The sequence below is a fragment of the uncultured Roseobacter sp. genome (assembly GCF_947495025.1).
Lineage (GTDB): Bacteria > Pseudomonadota > Alphaproteobacteria > Rhodobacterales > Rhodobacteraceae > Roseobacter.
The window spans coordinates 189,587-215,448 of record NZ_CANLXG010000003.1; the positions used below are offsets into that span (position 1 = coordinate 189,587).

Annotated in this window: 24 protein-coding genes; 15 read left to right on the forward strand and 9 right to left on the reverse strand. The window is 60.6% G+C overall.

Annotated features, from left to right (window positions below; all coding sequences use genetic code 11):
- Positions 1-15 precede the first annotated feature (15 nt).
- On the reverse strand, positions 16-1,215 hold the full coding sequence (locus Q0792_RS15095) for an ROK family transcriptional regulator (protein ID WP_298842509.1): 1,200 nt from the start codon (positions 1,213-1,215) through the stop codon (positions 16-18).
- A 191-nt stretch (positions 1,216-1,406) separates the two neighbouring features.
- On the opposite strand from Q0792_RS15095, the gene Q0792_RS15100 reads away from it, so the two are divergent.
- The 6 genes from Q0792_RS15100 to Q0792_RS15125 all read left to right on the forward strand — a co-directional run bounded on the left by Q0792_RS15100 (position 1,407) and on the right by Q0792_RS15125 (position 7,454).
- Positions 1,407-2,426, forward strand: a complete 1,020-nt coding sequence (locus Q0792_RS15100; RefSeq protein ID WP_298842512.1) for a sugar ABC transporter substrate-binding protein — start codon at positions 1,407-1,409, stop codon at positions 2,424-2,426.
- A 116-nt stretch (positions 2,427-2,542) separates the two neighbouring features.
- Positions 2,543-3,610, forward strand: coding sequence for an ABC transporter permease (locus Q0792_RS15105; protein WP_298842515.1), 1,068 nt, complete (start codon positions 2,543-2,545; stop codon positions 3,608-3,610).
- Entirely contained in the window at positions 3,607-4,380 is a 774-nt protein-coding gene (locus tag Q0792_RS15110; RefSeq protein WP_298842518.1) for an ATP-binding cassette domain-containing protein, read from the forward strand. The genes Q0792_RS15105 and Q0792_RS15110 overlap by 4 nt, the downstream gene beginning before the upstream one ends.
- Positions 4,377-5,006 carry a nucleoside/nucleotide kinase family protein gene (locus Q0792_RS15115; RefSeq protein ID WP_298842521.1) on the forward strand — a complete coding sequence of 210 codons (630 nt, stop codon included), beginning with the start codon at positions 4,377-4,379 and terminating at the stop codon, positions 5,004-5,006. Before Q0792_RS15110 ends, Q0792_RS15115 begins: the two co-directional genes overlap by 4 nt.
- Before the next feature lie 77 nt (positions 5,007-5,083).
- Positions 5,084-6,091 (forward strand): hypothetical protein, encoded by a 1,008-nt coding sequence (locus Q0792_RS15120; protein ID WP_298842525.1) that lies wholly within the window; start codon positions 5,084-5,086, stop codon positions 6,089-6,091.
- 70 nt (positions 6,092-6,161) lie between these two features.
- On the forward strand, positions 6,162-7,454 hold the full coding sequence (locus tag Q0792_RS15125) for an O-acetylhomoserine aminocarboxypropyltransferase/cysteine synthase family protein (protein WP_298842528.1): 1,293 nt from the start codon (positions 6,162-6,164) through the stop codon (positions 7,452-7,454).
- 57 nt (positions 7,455-7,511) lie between these two features.
- On the opposite strand, the gene Q0792_RS15130 is transcribed toward Q0792_RS15125, so the two are convergent.
- Complete coding sequence (locus Q0792_RS15130; RefSeq protein ID WP_298842531.1) at positions 7,512-8,204, reverse strand: SIMPL domain-containing protein; 693 nt, start codon at positions 8,202-8,204, stop codon at positions 7,512-7,514.
- A gap of 158 nt (positions 8,205-8,362) precedes the next feature.
- On the opposite strand from Q0792_RS15130, the gene Q0792_RS15135 reads away from it, so the two are divergent.
- A complete protein-coding gene (locus Q0792_RS15135; protein WP_298842534.1) occupies positions 8,363-10,381 on the forward strand; it encodes a hypothetical protein in 2,019 nt (672 codons plus the stop codon).
- A gap of 21 nt (positions 10,382-10,402) precedes the next feature.
- Here Q0792_RS15135 and hppD read toward each other — a convergent pair whose 3' ends face one another.
- Positions 10,403-11,497, reverse strand: coding sequence for a 4-hydroxyphenylpyruvate dioxygenase (gene hppD / locus Q0792_RS15140; RefSeq protein WP_298842538.1), 1,095 nt, complete (start codon positions 11,495-11,497; stop codon positions 10,403-10,405).
- A 160-nt stretch (positions 11,498-11,657) separates the two neighbouring features.
- On the opposite strand from hppD, the gene Q0792_RS15145 reads away from it, so the two are divergent.
- Together Q0792_RS15145 and Q0792_RS15150 are read left to right on the forward strand one after the other, a co-directional pair.
- Positions 11,658-12,113 (forward strand): Lrp/AsnC family transcriptional regulator, encoded by a 456-nt coding sequence (locus Q0792_RS15145; RefSeq protein WP_298842541.1) that lies wholly within the window; start codon positions 11,658-11,660, stop codon positions 12,111-12,113.
- 28 nt (positions 12,114-12,141) lie between these two features.
- Positions 12,142-14,043: a cation:proton antiporter gene (locus tag Q0792_RS15150; protein WP_298842544.1), complete on the forward strand. Its 1,902-nt coding sequence runs from the start codon at positions 12,142-12,144 to the stop codon at positions 14,041-14,043.
- Here Q0792_RS15150 and cobT read toward each other — a convergent pair.
- On the reverse strand, positions 14,040-15,053 hold the full coding sequence (gene cobT, locus Q0792_RS15155) for a nicotinate-nucleotide--dimethylbenzimidazole phosphoribosyltransferase (RefSeq protein WP_298842547.1): 1,014 nt from the start codon (positions 15,051-15,053) through the stop codon (positions 14,040-14,042). The genes Q0792_RS15150 and cobT overlap by 4 nt on opposite strands.
- 84 nt (positions 15,054-15,137) lie before the next feature.
- On the opposite strand from cobT, the gene cobS reads away from it, so the two are divergent.
- A complete protein-coding gene (gene cobS / locus Q0792_RS15160; RefSeq protein ID WP_298842548.1) occupies positions 15,138-15,899 on the forward strand; it encodes an adenosylcobinamide-GDP ribazoletransferase in 762 nt (253 codons plus the stop codon).
- A gap of 52 nt (positions 15,900-15,951) precedes the next feature.
- Here the strand turns inward: cobS and Q0792_RS15165 are convergent, their stop codons facing one another.
- The 5 genes from Q0792_RS15165 to Q0792_RS15185 all read right to left on the reverse strand — a co-directional run bounded on the left by Q0792_RS15165 (position 15,952) and on the right by Q0792_RS15185 (position 20,969).
- Complete coding sequence (locus tag Q0792_RS15165) at positions 15,952-16,464, reverse strand: CarD family transcriptional regulator (RefSeq protein WP_298842551.1); 513 nt, start codon at positions 16,462-16,464, stop codon at positions 15,952-15,954.
- Positions 16,465-16,760: 296 nt separating this feature from the next.
- Positions 16,761-17,099, reverse strand: coding sequence for a ferredoxin FdxA (fdxA, locus tag Q0792_RS15170; RefSeq protein ID WP_298842554.1), 339 nt, complete (start codon positions 17,097-17,099; stop codon positions 16,761-16,763).
- A 51-nt stretch (positions 17,100-17,150) separates the two neighbouring features.
- A complete protein-coding gene (locus Q0792_RS15175) occupies positions 17,151-17,528 on the reverse strand; it encodes an RNA-binding S4 domain-containing protein (protein WP_298842557.1) in 378 nt (125 codons plus the stop codon).
- Positions 17,529-20,387, reverse strand: a complete 2,859-nt coding sequence (locus tag Q0792_RS15180) for a helicase-related protein (RefSeq protein ID WP_298842558.1) — start codon at positions 20,385-20,387, stop codon at positions 17,529-17,531. It abuts the gene before it with no gap.
- A 24-nt stretch (positions 20,388-20,411) separates the two neighbouring features.
- Positions 20,412-20,969 (reverse strand): tetratricopeptide repeat protein, encoded by a 558-nt coding sequence (locus tag Q0792_RS15185; protein ID WP_298842561.1) that lies wholly within the window; start codon positions 20,967-20,969, stop codon positions 20,412-20,414.
- A gap of 76 nt (positions 20,970-21,045) precedes the next feature.
- Between Q0792_RS15185 and Q0792_RS15190 the strand changes: the two genes are divergently transcribed.
- Genes Q0792_RS15190 through Q0792_RS15210 form a run of 5 tightly spaced genes read left to right on the forward strand, consistent with a single transcriptional unit; the run spans position 21,046 to position 25,814 of the window.
- The gene (locus Q0792_RS15190; RefSeq protein ID WP_298842564.1) at positions 21,046-21,336 is read left to right on the forward strand and encodes an SCP2 sterol-binding domain-containing protein; all 291 of its coding nucleotides are present in this window, start codon (positions 21,046-21,048) and stop codon (positions 21,334-21,336) included.
- Positions 21,336-22,283, forward strand: a complete 948-nt coding sequence (locus tag Q0792_RS15195; protein WP_298842566.1) for an alpha/beta fold hydrolase — start codon at positions 21,336-21,338, stop codon at positions 22,281-22,283. Before Q0792_RS15190 ends, Q0792_RS15195 begins: the two co-directional genes overlap by 1 nt.
- Positions 22,284-22,322: 39 nt before the next feature.
- On the forward strand, positions 22,323-23,336 hold the full coding sequence (locus tag Q0792_RS15200) for a ligase-associated DNA damage response exonuclease (protein WP_298842569.1): 1,014 nt from the start codon (positions 22,323-22,325) through the stop codon (positions 23,334-23,336).
- Positions 23,333-24,931 (forward strand): ATP-dependent DNA ligase, encoded by a 1,599-nt coding sequence (locus tag Q0792_RS15205; protein ID WP_298842572.1) that lies wholly within the window; start codon positions 23,333-23,335, stop codon positions 24,929-24,931. Before Q0792_RS15200 ends, Q0792_RS15205 begins: the two co-directional genes overlap by 4 nt.
- The gene (locus tag Q0792_RS15210) at positions 24,924-25,814 is read left to right on the forward strand and encodes an amidohydrolase (RefSeq protein WP_298842575.1); all 891 of its coding nucleotides are present in this window, start codon (positions 24,924-24,926) and stop codon (positions 25,812-25,814) included. The genes Q0792_RS15205 and Q0792_RS15210 overlap by 8 nt, the downstream gene beginning before the upstream one ends.
- The last annotated feature ends 48 nt before the right edge of the window (positions 25,815-25,862 follow it).

A 25,862-nucleotide genomic window follows, 5' to 3' on the forward strand; every position in this document is an offset into this window, starting at 1 on the left:
TCGGGGAAATACTGTTCAGAAAACCGAGAGGCCCGCGTTCTTGTCCAGCAGAAGCTGTGACGAGATAGGTCCGCTTGCTGCGCCGATGCCCCGCGCATTGGCCCCCACGCTGCCCGCCGCGACGACCGGAGCGATCAGCCCTCGGGTATCCTGGCTGGCAAGATAGCGGTTGACCCTTTCGACCAGTTCAAGCCGGACCGGTTCCGGGAAGGCGCCGTCTATTACGACACCCTGAAAATCGATTACGGCACACACCGACAGTGCAGCTTTTGAAAGCTCCTGAGCCGTCTGACCGAGCCATGGATCAACATATCGCGCCAGTGGAGCCCAGTCCTGCGGCTCATCCCACAGAGCGCCCTGGCGCACGCCCGCGTCGGCCAGGCGCGACTCCAGAAGATGAATAGATGCCACGTCGATCAGTTGCCGGCTTTCGCCCAGCGGGCCGGTGCTGCGCATGGCGCCCAGCGCTCCTGCATTTCCCTGACTGCCCTGAAATACGGTGTCGTTCAGAACAATACCCCCACCGACAAAGGACCCGACGAAAAAGTAAGCGTAATCCCGCAACCCTTTATCGCTGCCGTAAAGATGTTCCGCCCGGCAGGCCGCCGTCGCATCATTGCCCACATAGACCGGCAGCGGAGAGAATTCGGCTACAGATTTGCGGAAATCAACATCCTTCCAGGACCGGAAGCTTTCGGCCGGCGTTCCCGCCAGTTTATGCCACTTCCACAACTCGAAAGGGGTCGCAATACCGATGCCGCACAGCCGTTTGCGCTGATCAGGACTGAGTCTGCGCGCCAGTTTTTGCGTCCCGCTGCGCAGGAATTCGAAAATCTCCTCGGGCAGTGGATAATCATAGGTCTTTTTCAGCTGATCACGGACATTGCCGACAAAATCCAGCACCAGCAGATCAGCGCTGCGGCGTCCGATCTTGAGCCCGAAGGCAAATATGCCATCAGGGTTGAGCTGCATCGGGATCGACGGCTTGCCCACCCTGCCCCGCACCGGTTCACCACGTTGCAGCAGGCCGTCTTTTTCCAGCTTGCGCAGAATGACCGAGACCGTTTGCGGCGACAGACCAGCCCGCCTGGCCATATCACTGCCGGCCATGCCACCAGACCGCTGAAGCATCGACATAAGAAGACGTTCGTTGTGATCACGCACACCGCTCTGGTTCACGCCTCCGAGGCGTTCAGTGATCTCGCCGCCGTCCATACCTGGTCCGTAAAACCTCACTGTAGCTGCGTAAAGTAAGCGGCATCCCAATTAATAAATCAAGTTTATTTATTTATTGACACGCTGACGTGAATCGGTTTCCCTTAGCGTCAACCTGAGCGGTAAGGGCTGCCAGGTCCGGGTGGCTGTGCCACCTCTGACGATCAAAAATTTATCCCTGGGAGGAAACTATGAAAAAGCTTATTGCCGGCACTGCCATGGCTCTGGTCGCAACTGCAGGCGCCGCGTTTGCGGACGGCCACGGTGTGTCTGCCTGCCTGATCACCAAGACCGACACCAACCCGTTCTTTGTCAAGATGCGCGAAGGTGCGGCGGCGAAGGCTGAAGAACTGGGTATCAATCTCAGCTCGTTCGCAGGCAAAGTGGACGGCGACCATGAGACCCAGGTTCAGGCAATCGAAACCTGCATCGCAAATGGCGCCAAAGGCATTCTGCTGACGGCATCAGATACAGCAAGCATCGTACCAGTGGTGCAGCAGGCGCGCGACGCAGGTCTGCTCGTTATTGCGCTGGACACACCGCTTGAGCCGATTGATGCGGCTGACATGACCTTTGCGACAGACAACTTCCTCGCGGGTGAACTGATCGGCGCCTGGGCCGCAGCCACACTGGGTGATGCAGCCGCAGATGCCAAAATCGGGATGCTCGACCTCGCAATCAGCCAGCCCACTGTTGGCGTTCTGCGCGATCAGGGTTTCCTGACCGGATTTGGCATCGACGTGAAAGACCCCAACAAATGGGGTGACGAAGACGATCCGCGCATTGTCGGTAACGACGTGACTGCCGGTAACGAAGAAGGCGGTCGCCGTGCCATGGAGAACCTCCTGGCCAAAGACCCGTCCATCAATGTCGTCTACACGATCAACGAACCTGCTGCGGCGGGCGCATATGAAGCGCTCAAAGCCATCGGCCGTGAAAACGACGTGCTGATTGTTTCGGTGGACGGTGGCTGCCCCGGCGTGCAGAACGTTGCAGAGGGTGTCATCGGCGCTACGTCACAGCAGTATCCGCTGTTGATGGCGTCGCTGGGCATCGAAGCGATCGCCCAGTGGGCCAAAGACGGCACCAAGCCGGCGGCCACAGAAGGTAAGGCGTTCTTCGACACCGGCGTTGCGCTTGTCACCGACAAACCCGCTGATGGTGTGGACAGCATCTCGGTCGCAGAAGGCAAAGACCTCTGCTGGGGCTGACCTGCTGACGCCGAAAACCAGACGGAGGGCGGCGCATTACCCGCCCTCCTGCAACCACACAAAACAGGCAGCGAAGGCCAGCATCCGGCACTTCCCTGCCCTGAGGATGGGATCCCATGACCCAATCGGACAACTACGAAGCCGCTGTCTCCTCTGCTGACGCCCGCGTCGCAGAGTTTGAAGACCACCGCCGCGGGCTGGTCGGCCGTATTCAGCACACCTTGCACCAGACACCTTCTCTCGTGCCTCTCATCGTTCTGATCTTCTCTATCGCGCTTTTTGGCATTCTGCTGGGGTCGCGGTTTTTCTCGCCTTTCGCCCTGACGCTGATCCTCCAGCAGGTCCAGATCGTGGGCGTGCTTGCAGCGGCCCAGACGCTGATCATCCTGACAGCAGGGATCGACCTGAGCGTGGGCGCGATTGCGGTGCTCTGCACCGTTGTGATGGGCAAGGCAACCTTCAGCTATGGCGTCCCGCCCGCAGTATCAGTGGCCATCGGCCTGACGGTCGGCACCGCACTGGGTGCGATCTCCGGCTGGCTGGTCAGCCGCATGAAGCTGCCGCCCTTTATTGTCACACTTGGCATGTGGCAGATCGTACTGGCGGCCAATTATCTTTATTCCGCAAACGAAACCATCCGCTCACAGGACATCGAGGCGGAGGCCTCCTTCCTCCAGTTCCTCGGGACAAAAATACAATTCGGCGGCGCGACCTTTACGCTGGGCGTGCTGGGGATGATCGGGCTCTTTGTGGTCCTTGCATATGCGCTGCGCGCCACGGCATGGGGGCGTCACGTTTACGCCGTCGGAGATGACCCCGAAGCTGCAGAACTGTCAGGCGTCAATGTGCACCGGACCTATATGTCGGTCTATATGGCTGCCGGGTTTATCTGCGCACTTGCAGGCTGGGTAATGATCGGGCGCTTTGGCTCCATCTCCCCCTCTGCCACCACGGGCGTCATCGGCAATATCCAGTCAATTACTGCCGTGGTGATCGGGGGCATCTCGCTCTTCGGCGGACGCGGATCCATCGCAGGCGCGCTGTTCGGCGCTCTCATCGTCGGTGTGTTCGAACTTGGCCTGCGCATGGCGGGCGCAGACCCGCAGTGGACCTTCATGCTGATCGGCATGCTCATTATCGCAGCTGTCGCAGTGGACCAGTGGATCAGAAAGGTAGCAGCATGACCGAGCCAATTCTCAAAGCACGCAACCTGGTCAAACGATACGGCAAGGTCACCGCGCTCGACCACGCAGATTTTGACCTTATGCCGGGCGAAATCCTTGCGGTCATCGGCGACAACGGTGCGGGTAAATCCTCGATGATCAAGGCGGTATCGGGTGCTGTGGTACCCGACGAAGGCCAGGTCTGGCTTGACGGCAAGGAAGTGACCTTCCGCTCTCCGATCGAGGCACGCGCGCATGGTATCGAAACCGTATACCAGACGCTCGCCATGTCCCCCGCCCTGTCGATTGCGGACAATATGTTCATGGGGCGCGAACTCCGAAAACCGGGCATCATGGGCAAGGTGTTCCGTAAGCTCGATAAACAGGCGATGGAGAAATTCGCCCGCGACAAGCTCAGCGAACTGGGTCTTGCCACGATCCAGAACATCAACCAGGCGGTTGAGAGCCTGTCGGGTGGTCAGCGTCAGGGGGTTGCTGTGGCGCGTGCTGCGGCCTTTGGCTCCCGGGTCGTGATCCTTGATGAACCGACAGCTGCCCTGGGGGTCAAGGAAAGCCGCAAGGTTCTGGAACTCATCCAGGACGTGAAGTCACGTGGCATTCCGATCATTCTGATCAGTCACAACATGCCGCATGTCTTCGAGGTCGCCGACCGCATTCATGTCCACAGACTGGGGAAACGCCTGTGCGTCATTGACCCCAAGGACTACACAATGTCGGACGCCGTGGCCTTTATGACAGGTGCCAAGGAAGCACCGGCCCAGGCAGCATGACACCCCCCGGCGACATCGCCGCCCGGATATGTCCGCGCGTTCTTGAGGCGCCGCGCCAGGGTCGTCGCAGGCTCGTTGCGCTGGCCGGGCAGCCCGCCAGTGGTAAAACCACACTTGCCGAATGCCTGGCCCGGGCGTTGTGCGAGGCCGGCTGTGTGGCGAGCGTCGTACCGATGGACGGATTTCACCTCCACAACCAGATATTGCTGGACCGTGACAGCCTCAACCGCAAGGGCGCGCCTCATACCTTTGACGCCGCAGGATTTCTCAGCCTGGTCAGCCGGCTGCACAATGAAGAAGAAGTGTTCTATCCGCTCTTTGAGCGCGACCGGGACATTTCGGTTGCCTGCGCGGGCCGGGTAGGACCGGAATGCGATACGGTTGTGATTGAGGGCAACTATCTGCTCTTTGACGCCCCGGTCTGGCGCGAGCTTGCCCCCCACTGGGATCTTTCGATCCGGCTGGATGTGCCGCTTGCAACGCTCGAAGAGCGCCTTGTCCAGCGCTGGCTGGATCACGGGCTCTCACCCGAACAGGCCGCCGAACGCGCGGCTGGCAACGATCTGGCAAACGCCCGGGCAGTGGCCCGTCATACCCTGGAGGCCGATATTCTGCTCTCGGCGTGAGTCGCGCAATTTCCTTTTGATGCTGTCTTCTGCGGCCTATAGTGGCGCAAACTCCCATCAGAGGACGTCGGGCGCAGATGCCATCAGGGCCACGAGCGGCAATCAGAGATTTCAATATCGTCGTCGTTGGACAGCGTGGACGCATCTCTTACGAGGCGCTTTTGTTCGTAGCCTCGCTGCGGCAGGCCAGTCCGGATTTCGCGGGCCGGATATTTGTGGCAGAACCACAGCCCGGCGCCCTGTGGCGCGACGATCCGCGTATAGCCGACCAGGGCATTCGCGACCGTCTGCAGGAACTGGGAGCGGAACTGCTGCCATTCGCCTCGCGGCACTTTGGTGCCAGCTATCCCATCGGCAACAAAATCGAACTATTGCGCGAACTGCCGCGCGACACACCGTTCGTCTTTTTCGACAGTGACACTCTGATAACCGGCGAAATCACATCGGTCCCGTTTGACTTTGACCGGCCTGCGGCATCACTTGCATGCGAGGGTACGTGGCCACAGCCCCCGCTGTACGGCCCGGGATACGCCGGGATCTGGAAGTCGCTGTACGACCGTTTCCGGCTCGATTTTGAAAGCTCGCTGGATACGTCCCACCCTTCTGATTACTGGCGCCGGTACCTTTATTTTAATGCCGGCTGGTTCAGTTACAGATGCCCGCACCGCTTTGGTGAGCTCTTTGAGCGTTTCGCGCTGGATATCCGCGACACGCCCCCAACCGAGCTCAGCGCACAAAAGCTGACCCCATGGCTGGACCAGATCGCCCTGCCCCTTGTGGTGCATGCCCTCGGTGGCGGCCGCGACGGGCTGGCGCCAGGGTATCTGGATGGCGAAACCAGCTGCCACTACCGCCATTTCCCCCTGCTGTATGCGCAGGCCTCCGACGCGGTTGTAAAACATCTCGAGACCGTGGCCGCCCCCAACCGCCTCAAGAAAGTGCTCAAGGGCCATGAACCCATCAAACGGATGGTGTACCAGGGTCGCGGTGCGAAAGTCCGGGCGCTTTTCGACCGGGACCGCCTGCCCCGGCGCGAGGCGATCATCCGCAACCGCATCCGCAAGGCAGGCTTCTGGATGCGCTGACCTGCCCGCTCTTGTGGTCACCCGGGGCTTCCCATATCCATACGCGCAAACAACTTTGGGAGATTTCCAGATGCAAGACGGCCCCGACTATGGATTTGACACGCTGCAGATTCACGCAGGCGCCCGCCCGGACCCGGCCACCGGCGCCCGGCAGACACCGATTTACCAGTCCACGGCCTATGTCTTCCGGGACGCGGATCACGCCGCGGCTCTGTTCAACCTGCAGGAAGTGGGCTTCATCTATTCGCGCCTGACCAATCCCACAGTTGCAGTCCTGCAGGAACGCATTGCCACGCTCGAAGGCGGCGTAGGTGCCGTCTGCTGCTCCTCCGGCCACGCAGCCCAGATCATGGCGCTCTTTCCACTTATGGGTCCGGGCAAAAACATCGTGGCTTCGACACGCCTTTATGGCGGCACGGTCACGCAGTTTTCGCACACCATCAAACGGTTCGGGTGGGAATGCACTTTCGTTGATTTTGATGATCTCGATGCCGTCAAAGCCGCGATCAACGATGATACACGCGCTGTTTTCTGCGAGGCCATTGCAAACCCGGGCGGCTATATCACCGACCTGGATGCAATCTCTGCCATCTCTGACGATGCAGGTATCCCGCTGATCGTCGACAACACATCGGCGACACCCTACCTGTGCCGCCCGATCGAACACGGCGCCACACTGGTGGTGCACTCCACCACCAAATACCTGACCGGCAACGGCACCGTCACAGGCGGCTGCGTTGTGGACTCGGGAAAATTCGACTGGTCCGCAAATGACAAGTTTCCGTCGCTGAGCCAGCCGGAACCTGCCTATCACGGCCTGAAATTCCACGAGACGTTCGGGCCTCTTGCCTTCACGTTCCACGGTATCGCCATCGGCCTGCGTGATCTCGGCATGACCATGAACCCTCAGGCGGCGCATTATACGCTGATGGGGACAGAGACCCTGTCACTGCGCATGGACCGCCATGTCGAGAACGCCGTGACCGTGGCGTCCTGGCTGGAGAAAGACGACCGCGTCGATTATGTGACATATGCCGGTCTGAAGTCCTCACCCTACTTCAAACGCGTCAAAAAGATCTGCCCCAAAGGCGCGGGCGGTCTGTTCACTTTCGCGATCAAAGGCGGCTATGACTCCTGCGTTAAGTTTGTGAATGCGCTGGAAATTTTCAGCCATGTCGCGAACCTTGGGGACACCCGCTCGCTGGTGATCCACTCGGCATCCACCACGCACCGCCAGCTGACAGTCGAACAGCAGGAAGCAGCAGGTGCCGGCCCCGGTGTGGTGCGGATCTCCATCGGGACCGAGAATGCAGACGATCTGATCGCCGATCTCGATCAGGCACTGTCCAAAGCAACCAGCTGACACCGAAGACGACCAGGTAAAAAGGGCGCCCCGGCGCTCTTTTTCCATGCGCCGGCCTCAGGGATCAGCGATACCGAATACCATATCGACAATCACACTCACGCTGAGTTCTCCGGCAGCGACCGGGACATCCGCCACCCGGGCGGCCGACATTTCCATCATCGGCGAGGGCCGCCCCGCCCCACGCTCGCTGATTGAAATCACATCACCCAACCCCACACCGGCAGCATCAGCCAGCAGCCTTGCGCGGCGGATCGCGTCCCGAACCGCAGCCGCACGGGCGGCATCATGTATCGGGTCGGGATCCTGAAACGCGAAACGTACACCATTAAACCTGTTTGCCCCGTCCGCGACGGCCAGCTCCATCACATCGCCCAGAATGCTGAGGTTCCGGACACGCACGGACAGTGTGTTGGACGCGGTGAATCCGATCGTGCGCGGCTGGTCATCTTCTCCGGGGCCCCTGTTATTCCACACCGGCTGAAGCGATATGTTGCTAGTCGCAACATCGCGCTGCGCAATACCAAGTGCATCAAGGCCGGCCAGAACTCCGCGTACAGCATCGGATGTGCCGTCCAGCGCATCTGCGGCCTGCAACGCTTCGAGAGTGACACCAATGTTAATCACTGCCATGTCCGGTGCCTGCTCCACCGTACCTGTGCCGGAAGTTGTGATCGTCCGGTCGGTATCTGCGGCGACGGCGGATACCGCCATCAGCCACAGGGATAAAATAAGTGCTGCCGTACGCATTGGCTTCTCCATTCTGACTATGCACCTCTGCCCCTGCGCGTGGACAGGGCTCAGCACAGCGCAAACCCTTTTTCTTTCCCTCGGCAAAGACCTGCTGTATCCTCGCAGGGTGATCGCGCTGTCTGTTGATTGCAACCATCTGCTGCTAAAGAAGGCATATGACGCCGGAACTCGCTCTCTCCCTGTCCCACGAGGGAATTATCCTGTTGCGCCAGACGGCAACAGGATGGGAGCGTGTGGACAGTGCGGATCCGACAGACCCGGCGCTGGAACTCCGCCTGAATGAACTGCGCGCGCGCGCCACAGAGATAAGCCCGGATGGTCTGCACTGCAGAATCATTCTGCCGGAAAACCAGATCCGCTATCTGGATATCCCATTTCTGCCGGGAGAAGTTCCCGAACAGGACGCGGCCTGTGCGGCACTGGAAGGTCAGACCCCCTATGCCGTTGACGACCTGACGCTGGCGACAGCGATTTCCGGAGACCGGCTGTTTATCGCAGCCGTCGCCCGGGAGACGCTCGAAGAGGCTGAAACCTTTGCACGGGACCATGGCTTTGAACCTGTAGAGTTCAGCGCGTCCCCCACCGGTGATCTGTTTCCCGGCACGCCGTTTTTTGGCAGCAGAGCCACGAGCCCGGCAGAGCAGACAGCGCCGACAGGCAGTCTCGCCCGCGAAATACCGGCACCACGGCACAGCGGGTTTGCCGAAGAACCCGAGGTCTTTGTGCATCAGGCCGATCCTCCGGCCCGGGTTCAGCGTCCGCCGGCACAGGTCCGGTCACTGGAAGCCCACCAGGCCAGTAAAATCGAGGCCTTTGGGGACAAGCATCGCGGAGAACAGAAAGCCAGCCTGTTGCTGCGTCCTGCGACGCTTGGGTTTCTCACGGTTATTCTGGCTGTCGGAACCGGCATATGGGCATCAGGTCTGATCGGTACCGGCGGCGTGACGGCGTTTCTCGGCACCCTCGACCCGGATGAACCCGAAGCACAGTTTGCAGCCCCCTTGCAGCCCGAAGACCCCGCGCCGGTACGCAGCGGAACGGCCCCTCAAAGCACCGCTGAGGAATGGCAGCCCGCCGCCGCGAACGGTACGGATGCTGCAATCCGCGAGGCACTCAGTGTGCCGGTCGCGCCTGAAGTCCCTGAGACGCCACAGGAGCCCGTTGATGACCTGGCGCGCTATGCGGCTACAGGAATATGGTCATCCGCCCCGGATGTCCCGTCGCCTCCCGCGCTTGTCGACCTTGAAAACCTTTATGTCACAAGCATCGACCCCATTCAGGTTGCCTTTGACGCCGTGGCCCTGCCAGACACGGTTGCGGTTTCCGACGACATTGTTCTGCTTGCACCTGCGTCTCCGGCCCCGGCCGGAACTGCTTTTGTGCTCGACGACCGTGGATTTGTGGTCCCCACTGCCACAGGTGCGATGAACCCGGACGGTATCCTGATTTTTGCCGGAACGCCTCCTGTCAGGCCGCCCCAGGGCCGCGTTCAGGTCATCGGTGAAGCATCCGTAGCCGATCCGGTTTTGCAGGCGCTTCTGGCAGGTTTCCGCCCCAGACTGCGGCCCGGTGATCTGGTGGAACAGTCAGAACGCGCCTCCTTTTCCGGCCTTACACGCGCGGAGCTTGCCGCTTTCCGCCCCGCAGCCCGTCCACAATCGCTTCAGGAGCAGGCGGCAGCTCTGACCGCAGCGGCCAGCGCAACAGCTGCCGCACCGCGCTCAGGCACCGCCGGGTCGCTGTTTTCGGACACCGGGGCTGCTGGCGTTCCGGATAATGCGGTGGCGGTTTCACTCCGGCCTGAAACCCGCCCTTCTGACTTCAGTATAACCGTCGCCCGCACCCTGCAGAACGCTCCGGCAGCGGCGCCGCCGGCGACTGTTACTACTGCAAGCGCAGCGCCCAGAGCCGTTGCGCCGAGAATTCCGTCCAGTGCATCGGCCGCGCGCGAGGCTACGGAGAAAAACGCAATCAACCTGCGCCGGGTTAATCTGATCGGCGTCTACGGTAAACCGTCCGACAGAAGAGCCCTGATCCGCCTTGGTAACGGGCGCTACAAGAAGGTACAGGTCGGGGATCGCCTGGACGGCGGACGCGTATCGGCGATTGGTGATGCTGAACTGCGGTATCAGAAAAGTGGCCGCAACATCGTCCTCAAGATGCCCAGCAGCTGACGCCCTGCGCCAGCCGCGGTTTTATCCAGCCTTGATCTCACCGGTCCGGATCTGCTCCTGCTCGATACTTTCGAACAGGGCTTTGAAATTTCCCTCGCCGAATCCGTCATCACCCTTGCGCTGAATGAATTCAAAGAAAATTGGTCCGATCACGGTTTTCGAGAATATCTGCAGCAGAATTTTTGTCTCGCCACCATCCACGACGCCTTCGCCGTCAATCAGAATGCCATGCTTTTTCATGCGATCCAGCGGTTCCTGATGCCCGGACACGCGATCATGGCTGAGGTCATAATAGGTTTCCGGTGGCCCCGGCATAAACTTCAGACCCCGCTCGGCAATTTCATCGGTACTGTCATAGATGTCGTGCGAGCCGACCGCGATATGCTGAATGCCTTCGCCATTGTACTTTTTCAGATAGGACACGATCTGGCCTGTCTCGCCCCGGTCTTCGTTGATCGGAATACGGATGCGCCCACAGGGTGAGGTCAGGGCGCGACTGAGCAGGCCTGTGAATTTTCCTTCAATATCGAAAAACCGGATTTCACGAAAATTGAACAGATCGCCATAGAAACGGAACCATTTGTCCATATTGCCCCTGTGCACGTTATGCGTCAGGTGATCGAGGTAGTAGAACCCGACGCCTGCAGGTTTCGACGTGGCAATCCAGTCGAATTCTGCGTTGTAAGGGCTGGTGTCGTAGTACTGGTCCACAAAATAGAGCAGCGAACCACCAATCCCATAGATGGCGGGCACATCCAGCGCCTTGCCCTGCCCCTCATACCTGACCGCACCTTTTTCAACGGCCTGGCGGCACGCCTGTTCAGCGTCGGCAACCCGCCAGCCCATTGACGGCGCACAGGGGCCGTGTTCGGCGACAAACCCGGCTGCGAAACTGTCCGGGTCAGCATTCAGGATGTAGGTGATATCCCCCTGCTGCCAGAGCTCTGTGGCGCGCGTGCGGTGGTTGGCAACATGTGTATACCCCATCCGCCCGAAAAGGTCGCGCAACTCCTGTGGATCCGGATGCGCAAATTCCACGAATTCAAAACCGTCCGTGCCGGCCGGATTATCGTCGGAGATAACCGAACGGGGAGAATTATGTGGAAACGGGCCCATAGCAGTGCTCCTTGCAGGCGGGACAGCGCGCAAATGCGCGTTCTTTCATCATTCTGAGCAAAAAACGCTGCATAGTCTGCGCAAATACGATCACAATTGTGGAATTATTCGCACATTTCTCGCATCATATCCGGGAATTATGACCGGAGGCCGCACAGAAATGCTGGATCATATTGATACACGGATTCTCACTGAGCTGCAGAAGAACGCGCAGCTTACGGCCCAGCAACTGGCGGATGTGCTGCACCTCTCGCCCAGCCAGGCCGGACGCCGCAGGCAACGGCTGGAATCAGACGGCTATATCCGGGCTTATGTGGCCCGTCTCGACCCGGACAGCCTGGGCTTGCATGTGCAGGGGTTTATCCAGGTACATCTGGGCACCCATGGCGCAGAGCAGTCACGTGATTTTGCCCGGCTGGTGAATACCCGCCCCGAGATAACCGGCGCATGGACAATGACCGGCGATGCAGACTATCTTTTGCGGGTATACTGTGCCGATCTTCCCGCACTGAATGCATTGATTCACGAGGTCCTTCTGGCCCACCCTTCTGTAGCCCGGGTGCACAGTCAGATTGTGATGGACCAGCTCAAGCAGGATGGCCCACTGCCCACCTGAAATCCGCTTTTTCCGGAGAAACGACGATATGGACGGTTTCCTCTATCAGGCTTCGATCTACCTCGCGGCGGCGGTGATCGCAGTGCCCTTTGCGGCACGCCTGGGACTTGGATCCGTTCTGGGGTACCTTGCGGCCGGGATTATCATCGGTCCGGTCCTCGGCCTTGTCGGATCCGAGACACAGGACCTCCAGCATTTTGCTGAATTCGGCGTCGTTATGATGCTCTTTCTCATCGGGCTCGAGCTGGAACCCCGCGCGCTCTGGGATATGCGACACCGCCTTCTGGGTCTTGGCGGGCTGCAGGTGTCTGTCAGTGCGCTGGCGCTGATGGCCATTGCAGTCGCATACAACCAACCCTGGGGGGTCGGCCTCGCGATCGGTCTGGCGCTGTCTCTGAGTTCCACGGCCATCGTGCTGCAGACGCTCTCTGAAAAGGGCCTGATGCAGACCAGTGGCGGGCGCAACATCTTCTCTGTGCTTCTGACACAGGACATTGCGGTTATTCCCATTCTCGCCTTTCTGCCGCTGCTGGTGGTCACGCTGCCAGCCCAGTACATTGCGGCGGACGGATCTATCCACATCGGAAAAGCGGACGCACACCATGGTGACGGGCATCATTCGCTGTCCCTGGTCGAAGGTTTGCCCGCCTGGGGCGTTACGCTCGTCACCATCGCCGCAATCGGCGCGGTAATCATTGCCGGTGTGTTTTTTACCCGGCCGCTTTTTCGCTACATCCACGCTTCGCGTCTGCGCGAGATGTACACGGCACTTGCGCTGCTTATCGTCGTCGGTATTTCGTTTCTGATGACCCTTGTGGGCCTCTCGCCGGCGCTTGGCGCCTTTCTTGCGGGCGTGGTTCTGGCAAACTCCGAGTTCCGCCACGAACTGGAGACCGACCTTGAACCGTTCAAAGGGCTTCTGCTCGGTCTGTTTTTCATCACGGTCGGCGCAGGCATCAACTTCACACTGCTCTTCGGCAATATGCCGGCCATTATTTCTATGGCATTGCTGGTTATCATCGTAAAAGGCCTGATCCTCTTTGTCCTCGGCCGCGCCTTCGGTCTGCGGGGCCGTGACCAGTGGCTTTTTGCTCTGGGCCTTGCACAGGCTGGCGAGTTCGGCTTTGTGCTGGTCTCATTCTCGGTGCAGCAAAACGTCATCCCTATTGATGTCGCTGAAACGCTTCTGCTTGTGATCGCCCTGTCCATGTTGATCACACCGCTGCTGTTTATCCTCTACGATGTTCTGTCCCGCAGAATGGAAGAGAGCACTGTCGATCACCCTGATGATGAAATTGATGAGGCGGGCCCTGTGATCATCGCCGGTATCGGCAGATTTGGTCAGATCGTGAACCGCCTCGTGCAGGCCAGTGGCTTCAATACCGTCGTGCTGGATCACGACATGGAAACGATTGCCGTGATGCGCCGCTTTGGGTTCAAGGGCTTTCTCGGGGACCCGACGCGGCCCGATATCCTGCGCGCCGCCGGTATTGCAGAGGCACGCGTCCTGGTGGTTGCGCTTGATGATCCCGAAGCAGCAATCAAACTGGTCACTTACGCGCGCAGAAACTATCCCGATCTGCACATCGTTGCGCGGGCGCGCGACCGCACGCATGTATACCGGCTTTATCAGGCCGGGGCCGATGACATCGTCCGCGAACTGTTCGACAGCTCGCTGCGCGCGGGGCGCTATGTGCTCGAGAACATGGGGCTGAGTGACTACGAGGCGAGTGAGGCGGAAAAGATTTTCTATCACCACGACCGGCATTCGGTGCGCCAGCTGGCCGAACTCTGGCAACCGGGCGTACCGGCCAGTAAGAACCAGGCCTATATCGACAAGGCGCGGGAACTGCAGAAGGAGCTGGAAACGGCCTTCCTCACCCGTGAAAGCGAAGAGAAAAAGATCGCCGCATCCGCAGGCAGCTCCTAGGCGTCAGAGACACCCGCCTCTGCAAAGGTGGCCATACCGCTGAGGCAGGCCACAGACGCCCTGAGCACGCCCAACGACAAGGCACCGCCCGACGCTTCACCAAGGCGAAGTCCCAGCGACAGAAGAGGTTCTTTTCCAAGCGCTTCGAGAATATCACTGTGGGCGCCTTCGGCACTCAAATGGCCTGCAACGCAGTGATCCAGCGCGCCTGGCTCGGATTTTTCCAGCGCCAGAGCCGCAGCTGTGCAGATGAATCCGTCCAGCATAACAGGAATGCGCAGCGCGCGGGCGCGCGCGATGGCACCGGCCATAGCGGCCAGTTCCCGCCCCCCGACCCGCCGCAGTGCGTCAAGGCCATCCGTGGCATCCGCATGCAGTGCAACTGCTTCGGCAACGACCTGCGTTTTCAGCGCCAGGCCTGCGTCATCCACACCTGTGCCGCGCCCGGTCCACCCGGACGCATCCCCGCCCAGCAACAGCGCGGCGACAGCAGCAGCCGACGTGGTATTACCGATTCCCATTTCCCCGACGACCAGAACATCCGCGTCTGTATTCACCGCGTCCCAGCCCGCGCGTAACGCTTCGGTCAGTTCTGTTTCACTCATCGCCGGGGCCGCTGTGAAATCCGCTGTGGGCGTATCAAGTGACAGTGCAATCACATCAAGGCGGGCTCCAAAAGTCCGTGCCAGCTGATTGATGGCCGCCCCGCCATGCTCGAAATTCAGCACCATCTGCGCAGTCACCTCTGCCGGGAAGGCCGAAACGCCCCGCGCTGCCACACCGTGATTACCCGCAAAAACAATGATCTGCGGCGTCTCGACCGTTGGGCGATCGGTCCCACGCCAGCCCGCATACCAGATCGCCAGATCCTCAAGCCGCCCCAGCGCACCAGGTGGCTTGGTCAGCTGACCATTCCGCGCAGTGGCCGCCCCGACCGCGCTGACATCAGCTGCGGGCTGTGCTGCAAGAAGCGCACGAAAACCGTCCAGATCTGAAAAAGCTGTGGTCATGCGGGATCCTCCGGGTTGCATGGGTTCTCCCCCCTCTTTAACCATTGCGGAACCCCCAGCAAGGCGGGATGAGGCCCCAGAGGGATGAAAACCGACACATACCCCCCCGTTCTGACAGAGCTGGTTCTGGCGTTTACGCTGCTGAGCCGCATTCCGACCCCGCATCTGCCGGACCATGCGTTTGAAAACAGTGCACGCGCCGTATGGGCCTATCCCCTGGTGGGTCTGGTTGCCGGCGCTGTTGCAACCGGTACGGCGTATATTCTGTTGTCGCTTGGCCTGCCTGCTCTGCTGGCCGGTGGGCTCGGCCTCGCCCTCCTGACCATGATAACAGGGGCCCTGCACGAGGACGGGCTGGCGGATGTTGCGGATGGCTTCTGGGGCGGGCATGACCCGGAGCGCCGCCTGCAGATCATGAAAGACAGCCAGATCGGCTCTTATGGCACGCTGGCGCTGGTGTTTGTCACCGGATTGCGCTGGCTCGCATGGGCAACGCTTCTGGCAGTGGCGCCTGCAGCACTTGTGGCTGCCGCCGTCCTGTCACGCGCGACGATGCCGCTGCTGATGGTGGCACTGCCCCATGCCCGCGCCAGCGGATTGTCGCATGCTGTAGGTCGCCCTGATGCCCGGCGCGCGATGACAGGCACCGCAATCGCTCTGATACTGTCTGCTTTGCTGATTGGGGTATACGCGATGGGCGCGGCAATTGCCGTGGGCGTGGCAGCGATCGGTACAGCAGTGCTGGCACGTCGCAGAATTGCAGGGCAGACAGGCGACGTTCTGGGCGCCTGCCAGCAACTCGCCGAACTGTCAGCGCTCTGCCTGCTTGCGACATTGATCGCATAAAAAGACCGCCCCGGGCGTACCGGAACGGTCCTGTCTGATCCGGCTGTCAGGCTCAGGCCGCGACGCGGCTTTCCAGCACGTCACCAACCTGTTTTGCCGCTGCGAGGTCATCGCCGCCGCTGACCGCTGCCACTTCACGCGTCAGTCGCTCCAGCGCCGCTTCATAAAGCTGACGTTCGGAATAGCTCTGCTCGCGCTGATCGTCTGTGCGGTGCAGGTCGCGAACCACCTCTGCGATGGCAATCAGATCACCGGAATTGATCTTCTGCTCGTATTCCTGCGCCCGGCGGGACCACATTGCCCGCTTGACCTTGGCCTTACCCTTGAGCGTCTTCATCGCATGGGTAATGACATCAGGAGAGCTCAGCGCGCGCATCCCGATTTCCGTTGCCTTGTGCGTCGGCACCCGCAGCGTCATCTTGTCCTTTTCAAAGGAAATAACGAAAAGCTCCAGGGTGATGCCGGCAACTTCCTGCTCTTCGATAGACAGAATCTGACCCACGCCGTGGGCCGGATAGACGACGAATTCATTCGGGCGGAAATCAAGTTTCTTCGATTTTGACATTCAGTGTTCCTCATCAAACAGACGCCCGTCAGGCAATTCGTTACAGTCAAAAACACACCAGGCAGGGGAGCAGTGCCCTTGCATGACGATGAGACAAGACAGATTTTCAGTTGTCCGCTGTCTGGTGAGAGCGCGGAATGACGGCGTCCGTTATTTGGTTTGTATCAATTGTATAACACAGAATCGGCGCAAACAAAAGCTGCCGCTGCGTAACGCACCGGAAACCCGTCTGTTACCCGCCACTTAGCGGTTGGGCGGCCCTCAAACGACCTTACGAATCGAAGCGGCTGGCCTGCTCAGCCGCCTTCGCCCGGTGCTTCCGAGAAATACTTCTCAAGCTTACCCGGCTCGCCGTCGCGCTCTTCCGCCTCTGGCAGCGGGTCTTTCTTGGTGATGATCACCGGCCAGAGCTCGGAATACTTTCTGTTAAACTCTACCCACTTCTCCATGTCCGGCTCTGTATCCGGGCGGATCGCGTCCGCGGGACATTCAGGCTCGCAGACACCACAATCGATACACTCGTCGGGGTGAATGACCAGCATGTTTTCGCCTTCGTAAAAGCAGTCCACGGGGCAGACTTCGACACAGTCGGTATATTTGCAGGCGATGCAGCTGTCGTTGACGATATAGGTCATGTGGTGCGGTTCCGGATCAGATATGCAGGTTAGCTAAATCAGCAGCCAGGATCATTCAAGAGACCGGGACCGGGAAAGATCAAGAATGCGGCGATCGCGCTTGGTCGGACGACCTTTTCCCTCGTAAGCCGGGTTATCCGGGGCACTTTTCCGTGAACGGGGCTCTGGAGGGGACATATCGGTATAAAGCGCCTGCGCTTCGGGCGCCGGTCCGCGCCGGACACCCAGCCCCTCGATCCGGATCACCCGGATCGCATCCCCCTGTGCAAATGTCAGAACATCGCCCGGGCTGACCATCGTACTGCGTTTCTCGACGCGGGAACCATTCACCCGCACATCACCGGCGGCCACGCGGGTCGCGGCAACCGAGCGGGTTTTGAAAAAGCGCCCGTGCCAGAGCCATTTGTCGAGTCGCAGCTTTTCAGCCACTCACTTATTGTCCTTCAGCCCCATCAGCGCTGCGGCAAAAGGATTGTCAGGGTCAATTTTCTTTTCCTGCTTCGGCGGTCGGGCCGAAAACTTCTGCGCGCGCTGTCCCTTGCCGGCATCCTGCGGACCACCGCGCCGGCCCTTGCCTTTTGGCTTGCCTTTGCCGGGGGCCCGGTCTCCACCGCGACGCTGGTTCTGTTGCCCGCCGCGGTTCTGGCGCCCCCAGGTAAAGGTATAAAACACTTCTTTTTCAGCGGGTTCTGACGCGTCTTTTGTGTTTTCAGCGGCCGCATCCGGATCGGCGACATCCTCTGCCGGCGCTTCGGTATCAGGGACCGGCGTTTCAGCAACAGCCGCGTCTGCAGGCGGTTTCTCCGCCGCCTGCGCTTCGCCGCCTGCATCTTCGCCGGTTGCATCTTCGCCGGTCTCATTCGCAGCTTCAGGTGCCGTTTGCGCGTCCGGCGCAGCCGGCGCTTCCGGTTTTACGCGATCGCGCTCGCCTTTTTCTGCCTTGTACCCAAGCCCCTGCATCAGATCCGCGAACTGCTCGAGCGTCATGCCGGTAATCGACAGCATGTCTGCGGATGCTTCAAAGCCTGAACGGGTGTTTTCCGAGCGCAGCATATCCGCCAGCCGTTCCAGCATATCAATGCGGATCGCGCGTTCACCAGCGATGCGGTATCCCGACATCGTGTCTGCGCCTGCAGGTGCAGTCGGGTCAGACGGTATCGTCACCAGGCCCGGCGGCGGCGCTTCGGGAAACTCTTCCAGGCCCCGGGTGAGCGACCAGAGCACCAGACGCAGACGCGTCGGCGCAGGTTTCAGCAGCAGCGGCAGGAAGATCGTGAACTGCCCAAACCGGATCCCGTGCTTGCGCAGCGCGCCCCGAGCATCCTGATCCAGCGCTTTGACCTCGTCGGCCACCTCTGAACGGGGCAGCACACCCAGTGCTTCGACCATGCGGAACGCAAAACCGCGGGCAAGGCCGGTCAGTGTCTCATCCCGGCTGAGGTTCATCAGCGGCTCAAAAAGAGCGGCGACCTTGCGATCTATGAAATGCTGCAGCCGGCGCTGAACTTTCTGCGCGACTTCCGGGCCTGCCACGTCGTCCACAAAAACCTCGACCTGCGGGCGCAACGGGTCCGGACCGGCGACAAGTTTGCCAACGGCATCCGTCCCCCACATCAGACCACCCTGCTCGGTGAAATCGATCTCAGTGTCCGGCGCATTGTAAAACCGGTCAGCGCGCAGATGAAACTGCGGTGCCAGCGCCTGAAGCGCCACCGTCTTGATGGTTTTCGCCTCAGCGCCGCCGGCGCCCTTGTCCTGGCTGAACCGGAATCCTTCCAGCCGCCCTACAAATTCACCTTCGACGGTCACTTCGCCGGTATTCGATACTTCTGCCACCATGGCTTCCTTCTGGCCGAGCCGGCGCAATAGCACGGATGTGCGCCGGTCTACGAATCTCTGGGTCAGACGCTCGTGCAGCGCATCTGACAATCGGTCTTCTACAGAACGTGTCTCATTACGCCAATGGCTTTCGTCACCTGTCCATCCCCTGCGTTGCGCAACGTAAGTCCATGTGCGGATAAACGCGAGCCGTTTGGACAGCGCATCAATATCCCCGTCGGTGCGGTCAATCCGCCGGATCTGCCGCGCCAGCCAGTCCTGGGGCACCTGCCCGTCCTCATGCAGGTAACAGAAAATCTGCTCCAGCAGTGCGGCATGTTCTGCGTGGCTGATCCCGCGAAAATCGGGAATGCGGCACACGTCCCACAACAGGCGCACCGATGGCCCATCGGTGCAGCGTGCGAAAACTTCCGCCACCTGACCAAGAGCGCGAAGAGCACCCAGATCATCAGATTCCCGCGCCCGGACAAGTATTTCGTCCTGAGGCGGCGCCTCCAGTGAGGCGATCAACCGGTCAATACTGCCGAACTGCAGCGCATGATTGCGCCAGTTGAGCTTTTTCAGCGGCGTGAAACGGTGGTCAGTGATCGCGCGGGCCACGTCGTCGTCCAGCGGGCGCGCCTCTCCCGTTACCCCGAATGTGCCGTTCTTCATGCCCCGGCCGGCGCGCCCCGCGATTTGCGCCAGCTCGTTGGGGGCCAGAACGCGCATGCGGCGACCATCAAATTTGCTGAGCGCAGAAAACGCCACGTGATCCACATCGAGGTTCAGCCCCATACCGATAGCATCTGTCGCCACCAGATAGTCAACCTCGCCGTTTTGGTACATTTCGACCTGCGCATTGCGCGTGCGTGGGCTGAGGGCGCCCATAACCACCGCCGCACCGCCCTTCTGACGCCGGATCAGTTCGGCAATAGCATATACATTTTCAACAGAAAATCCGACTATTGCACTGCGCGGACGCATTCTGCTTATCTTTTTCTGACCAATATAGGTCAGATCCGACATCCGTTCGCGCTGTACGAACTGAACGCCCGGGACAAGCTCGCGGATCGGGCCGCGCATGGTGTCCGCGCCCAGAAAAACCGTCTCGTGCAGACCGCGCGCCCGCAACAGGCGGTCTGTAAAAACGTGTCCCCGTTCAGGGTCGGCGCACAGCTGTATCTCATCCACCGCCAGAAAATCACAGCCCATGCCATCCGGCATCGCCTCGACCGTACAGACCCAGTATTGAGTGCGCGGCGGCACAATGCGCTCCTCTCCCGTGACAAGGGCCACAACAGACGGACCACGCAGTGCAACGATACGATCATATACCTCGCGGGCGAGCAGGCGCAGCGGCAAACCAATGACACCTGTCCTGTGCCCCAGCATCCGCTCGATTGCATAGGTGGTTTTACCTGTATTGGTCGGGCCCAGGACGGCCACGACCCGCTCTTCACCTGCCACGGCAGTTTCCTCAGTCAGGGATGATCAGAGCGTGAAGCCGATGCCTTCGCGTCTGAGCTGTTCCAGTGCCGTTGTGGCGTTCTCATGGTGGGGATGCAAGTCCAGCACCTGCGCAAATGCCTTTGCTGCACGCTCATAGTCGCCAAACTCACGGAACATCACTCCGAGGCCGAAAATGGCGTTGTAGTTGTTCGGATTCAGGGCGAGTGCGCGCTGCAGGTCCTCCAGCGCCGGTCCGTAGAGATCCGCCTCGAAATAGGCCGTCGCCCGTGCATGCCAACCTTCTGCAAAGTCTGGTGCGTGATCGGTGAGGGCGGTAAAGTGCTCAATGGCCACGCGCACATTGTCTGACTGCATTGCTTCGCGCCCGCGGCTGAGGAGCAGATCCATCGCCGGCGACCCGGAACGATCCCAGATCAGACCAAGCTCGCGGTCCAGACGTGCCGCATCCGATTCGGAGGCCTGAGCCAGTTCTGCGAGCAGTTCTGCTTCGCGGTCCTGAGCCAGCAGCGGCACAGAAAACACAATAAAAACAAAAAATGCCGCAACGGCAGATTTGAGGTTGAGAAGAATGGTGCGCATAACACTGTTGAATGTAACAGGCGCGGCCGGCAAATCCAGACCCCGGCGTGCGCCACAGGGCAAAAGGGCCTCACAAATGAGCGATATCGTAGACCAAGCCGTTGCAGCACTGAACGAAAAGATGAGCGGCGCCGATTTCGGCGGCACCGCCAAGTTCGATATCACCGGCGAAGGGGCCGTGATGATCGATGCATCCGGCGCCCGCGCCGCTGACGAACCTGCCGATGTCACACTGAGTGCTGACGCAGATACCTTCCGCTCGATCCTCGAGGGTGACACCAACCCGACCTCTGCTTTTATGTCCGGCAAACTCAAGGTCGACGGTGACATGGGCATGGCAATGCAACTGGCGTCGGCACTGGCCTGATGGAACTCAGCGCCGCCCCGTTTTTTACGGACATCAGTCATGGTCCTGCTGATGGGGTGGCACACTGGGTATCCGCGGGCGACGGACGACGGATACGGGTGGGGCACTGGCCGTTGTCCAGTGCCCGTGGCACTGTCCTGATATTCCCCGGGCGCACTGAATTCATCGAAAAGTATGGCCAGGTGGCCAGCGCTTTCGCTGACCGTGGCCTCGCCTCTGCCGCGATCGACTGGCGCGGCCAGGGCCTGTCAGACAGGTTGCTGGACGATCCGCTGATCGGGCATGTCGAAAGCTTTACAGACTACCAGAAAGACGTGGCTGCACTGATACGTGTTGTCCGCCAGCTGGGCCTGCCCCGTCCACTCTATCTGCTTGCGCACTCCATGGGTGGTGCCATCGGGCTGCGTGCAGCAATGGAAGGGCTCGGTGTGCGCGCCGTCACGTTCTCCGGTCCTATGTGGGGCATCTACATGAAGCCACACATCCGGCCTTTTGCGAAAGCTCTGGGCCATGTCATGCCGGCCATCGGCCAGGGGCACCGCCTGCCGCCGGGCACAAAGACTGAGCACCACGTTCTTGTGGACGGCTTTGACAACAACCTGCTGACCCGCGATCCGGATCAGTTTGAGATCATGCGCCAGCAGCTGGTGGCGCATCCTGAACTGGCACTGGGTGGTCCCAGTTATGTCTGGCTGCGCGAGGCCCTGCACGAAACCAGCCACCTCGCGGGCAGACCCTCGCCGGGAATCCCCTGTCTGACGTTCGTGGGCAGTAACGAACGCATTGTTGATGTTCCCGCGATCCACAACCGGATGGCCGCCTGGCCACGCGGCGAAACTGAAACCGTCGATCCGGGCGAGCATGAGGTACTGATGGAAAGCGCCGAGGTCACCGGCCCTCTGTTTGACCGCATTGCGGCGCATTTCAGTACAGGCGCCGGCCCCTGAGGTCTGGGAAATTCCGTTCCGGTTGCTAGGTTAGCCTGTATGGCGCGGGAACCGGTTCTCACTTTTACTGACAAGGGCATCTACTGTGCTGCCGGGAACTTTTATATCGATCCCTGGCGGCCCGTAGACCGTGCGCTGATAACCCATGGTCACGCTGACCACGCGCGCCCGGGTCACGGAAGCTATCTCGCAACCCACGCCGCCCTGCCCGTCATGCGGCACAGGCTCGGCAGCATAAGCGCCCAGGGAACAGCCTTTGGCGAACAGATCATCATCAATGACGCCAGGGTTTCCTTTCATCCCGCGGGCCACGTGCCCGGGTCCGCGCAGATACGTGTCGAGGCTGGCGGAGAGGTATGGGTCGCCTCGGGCGACTACAAAACCGAAGCAGATGGCCTGTCCGAGGCTTTCGAACCCGTGCGCTGTCAGCATTTTATCACCGAATCCACTTTTGGCCTGCCGGTGTTTAACTGGCAGCCACAAAAGAACGTGGCACAACAGATCAACGACTGGTGGGCCGGCTGCGCCCGGGCCGGCAAGACCGCTTTTCTGGGGGCCTATGCGCTTGGCAAGGCACAGCGCCTGCTGACCCTGCTCGACGCCGGTATTGGTCCCATTCTGACCCACGGCGCGGTCGAAGCAACCAACCGGGTCCTGCGCGAACAGGGCATAGTGCTGCCTGAAACAGTTCAGGCAACCGCCGACATCAGGCCAAAAGACCATCCCGGGGCAATAGTGCTCGCTCCACCTTCGGCGCTTGGCAGTGCCTGGGCGCGCCGCTTCGGGCCACAGGAAAGCGCTTTTGCCAGCGGCTGGATGCAGTTGCGCGGTGTACGCCGCCGGCGAGCAGGAGACCGTGGTTTTGTCATTTCAGACCACGCAGACTGGACGGGACTGCTCGGCGCGATCCGGGAGACCGGCGCGGAAAATATCTATGTAACCCATGGCTATACCGAGATTTTCAGCCGATACCTGAACGAAAACGGCTGGAACGCGCAGATCGTGCCAACGGAATTTGGTGACGATGCTGCGGACCCGGAGGACGAGGCATGAAGCGCTTTGCAGACCTCTTCAGTGCCATCGATCAGAGCACAAAGACAACGGTCAAGGTCGATGCGCTGGCGCGCTATTTTGCCGAAGCCCCGGAACAGGATCGTCTGTGGACGATTGCCCTGTTTTCAGGCCGGCGCCCCAGGCGTGCCGTCACCACCACACGGCTGCGAGAATGGGGGGCGGAAATGGCAGGCATCCCCCTCTGGCTCTTTGAGGAATGCTATCCGATTGTGGGCGACCTTGCCGAAACCATCGCGCTTGTTCTGCCCCCTGCCGAAACACGCGACGACCGGCCACTTGCGGCGTGGATCACCGATCTGCGGGCCCTGTCCGATGCCGATGAGGACGCGCGCCGTACTTTTGTCGAAGAGGCCTGGACCACACTGGGCGGCACAGAACGCTTTCTTTTCAACAAGCTGATCACCGGTGGATTTCGGATGGGCGTCAGTCAGAAGCTTATGACCCGCGCCCTCGCGCGTGCTACCGGCCGGTCAGAGGCCGAACTTGCGCACCGGCTGATGGGAAACTGGCAGCCCGACACAACATCCTGGGACGCTCTCATTGAAGCGGACGACCCCGGCGCAGATGCTTCACGGCCCTATCCCTTTTATCTCGCCTATGCGCTCGAAGGCACGCCGGAGGATCTGGGCGCGACCGATGACTGGCGCGCCGAATGGAAATGGGACGGGATCCGTGGCCAGCTCATCCTGCGTGACGGGCAGTATTTTGTCTGGTCGCGCGGCGAAGAACTGATGACCGACCGCTTTCCCGAACTTGCGCGGGCCTGCGACTACCTCCCCGACGGCACGGTGCTTGATGGCGAGCTGCTGGTCTGGAAAGCAGCCTCTGACAGCCCGGCCAGCTTTAACGCCCTGCAAAAGCGGATCGGACGCAAAACCGTGCCGAAAAAACTGCTGGCGGAGGCCCCGGTGGTCCTGCACGCCTATGACCTTCTTGAGTGGGGGGGCCAGGACCTGCGCGAGACACCTTTTGCCACGCGCCGCGCGCTGCTGGAAAACGCCTGCAGTGACCTGCCCCCCGAGGCCCCGGTGCGCCTGTCACCGCAACTGGATTTCGACAGCTGGGACGTGCTGGCCGATCTGCGCGCCGACGCCCGCGCGGAACAGGCCGAAGGCCTGATGCTCAAACGCGCGGACAGTCCCTATCTCGCGGGCCGGAAAAAAGGCGACTGGTGGAAATGGAAACTGGACCCGCTGACCATCGACGCGGTGATGATCTATGCACAGTCAGGGCATGGCAGGCGCGCCAATCTGTTCACGGATTTCACCTTTGCGGTGCGCAGCGGCAACGATCTGGTGCCCTTCACCAAGGCATACTCTGGCCTGACAGACGCCGAATTCCGCGAAATTACCGCGTGGGTGCGTAAAAACACCTTGCAACGCTTTGGTCCCGTGCGTCAGGTGACACCGCACCACGTGTTTGAAATTGCGTTTGAGGGCATCCAGGAAAGCCCGCGCCACAAATCAGGCGTGGCGCTGCGGTTCCCGCGCATGTCGCGATGGCGCAAGGACAAACCGCTGCAGGAAGCGAACACTCTGGACGATCTGAAGGACATGCTGCGTATCTATGGCTGAACCCCGGAAACCCATGGCTGGTATGCCGCCCGCCGCCCGCGCACCACGCAAAACGGCACCCCCGGGTGCCTGCGACACCCATGTGCACATTGTCACCGCCTCCGGCGAGTACCCCCTTTGGGACGGGCGCGTGGAGGATCCGGTGCATGGCATCACTTTTGACGAATGGCTGGGTATCTACCGCACGCACCTCGACACCCTTGGGTTCACGCGCGGCGTGATCGTTCATTCGATCCTGCACGGCACAGAAAACGACGTCACCTTCGAGGCTGTGCGTCGCATGGGCCCCGGATTTCGCGGCGTGGGCCTGCTGCCGGACGGGGCGACACAGGCGCAGATGGACGATTTTGCCGACCGGAATATGTCGGCTGTGCGTCTCAACTATGTGCACGGTGGTGTGCTGACGTGGGATGGCGCGCGCAGAATGGCACCCGCGCTGGCGGACAGAGGGTTGCATATCCAGATGCTGGCCCACGCCGACCGTCATCTTGCCGAAATCGCGGATGATGTCAGACAACTGCCGACGGACGTGGTTTTTGACCACATCGGCTGGCCGGCGGACGGGCTGACCGTTGCCTCCGAGGGTTTTCAGGCGCTCTGTGCGCTGCTTGCCGACGGGCAGGTCTGGGTGAAACTGTCGGCTGTCTACCGCATGTGCGATGCGCCCTACGCGGCGACTGACGCGCTGGTCGCAGCGTTGATTGCCGCCAACCCGGAACGTTGCCTCTGGGGCTCTGACTGGCCGCACCTGATGCTGGCCGGTGCCGGCATGCCCGAAGGGGCAGACCTGCTCGACGCCTTTGACCGGGTGGTGCCGGACGATGCCACACGCCAGCGCATTCTGGTGGAAAACCCCGCACGGCTTTTCGGTTTTGACACCTGATCCTGGCCTGGCTGCTTGCCCCGCGCGGAGCAGCACCTTACCTAAGAC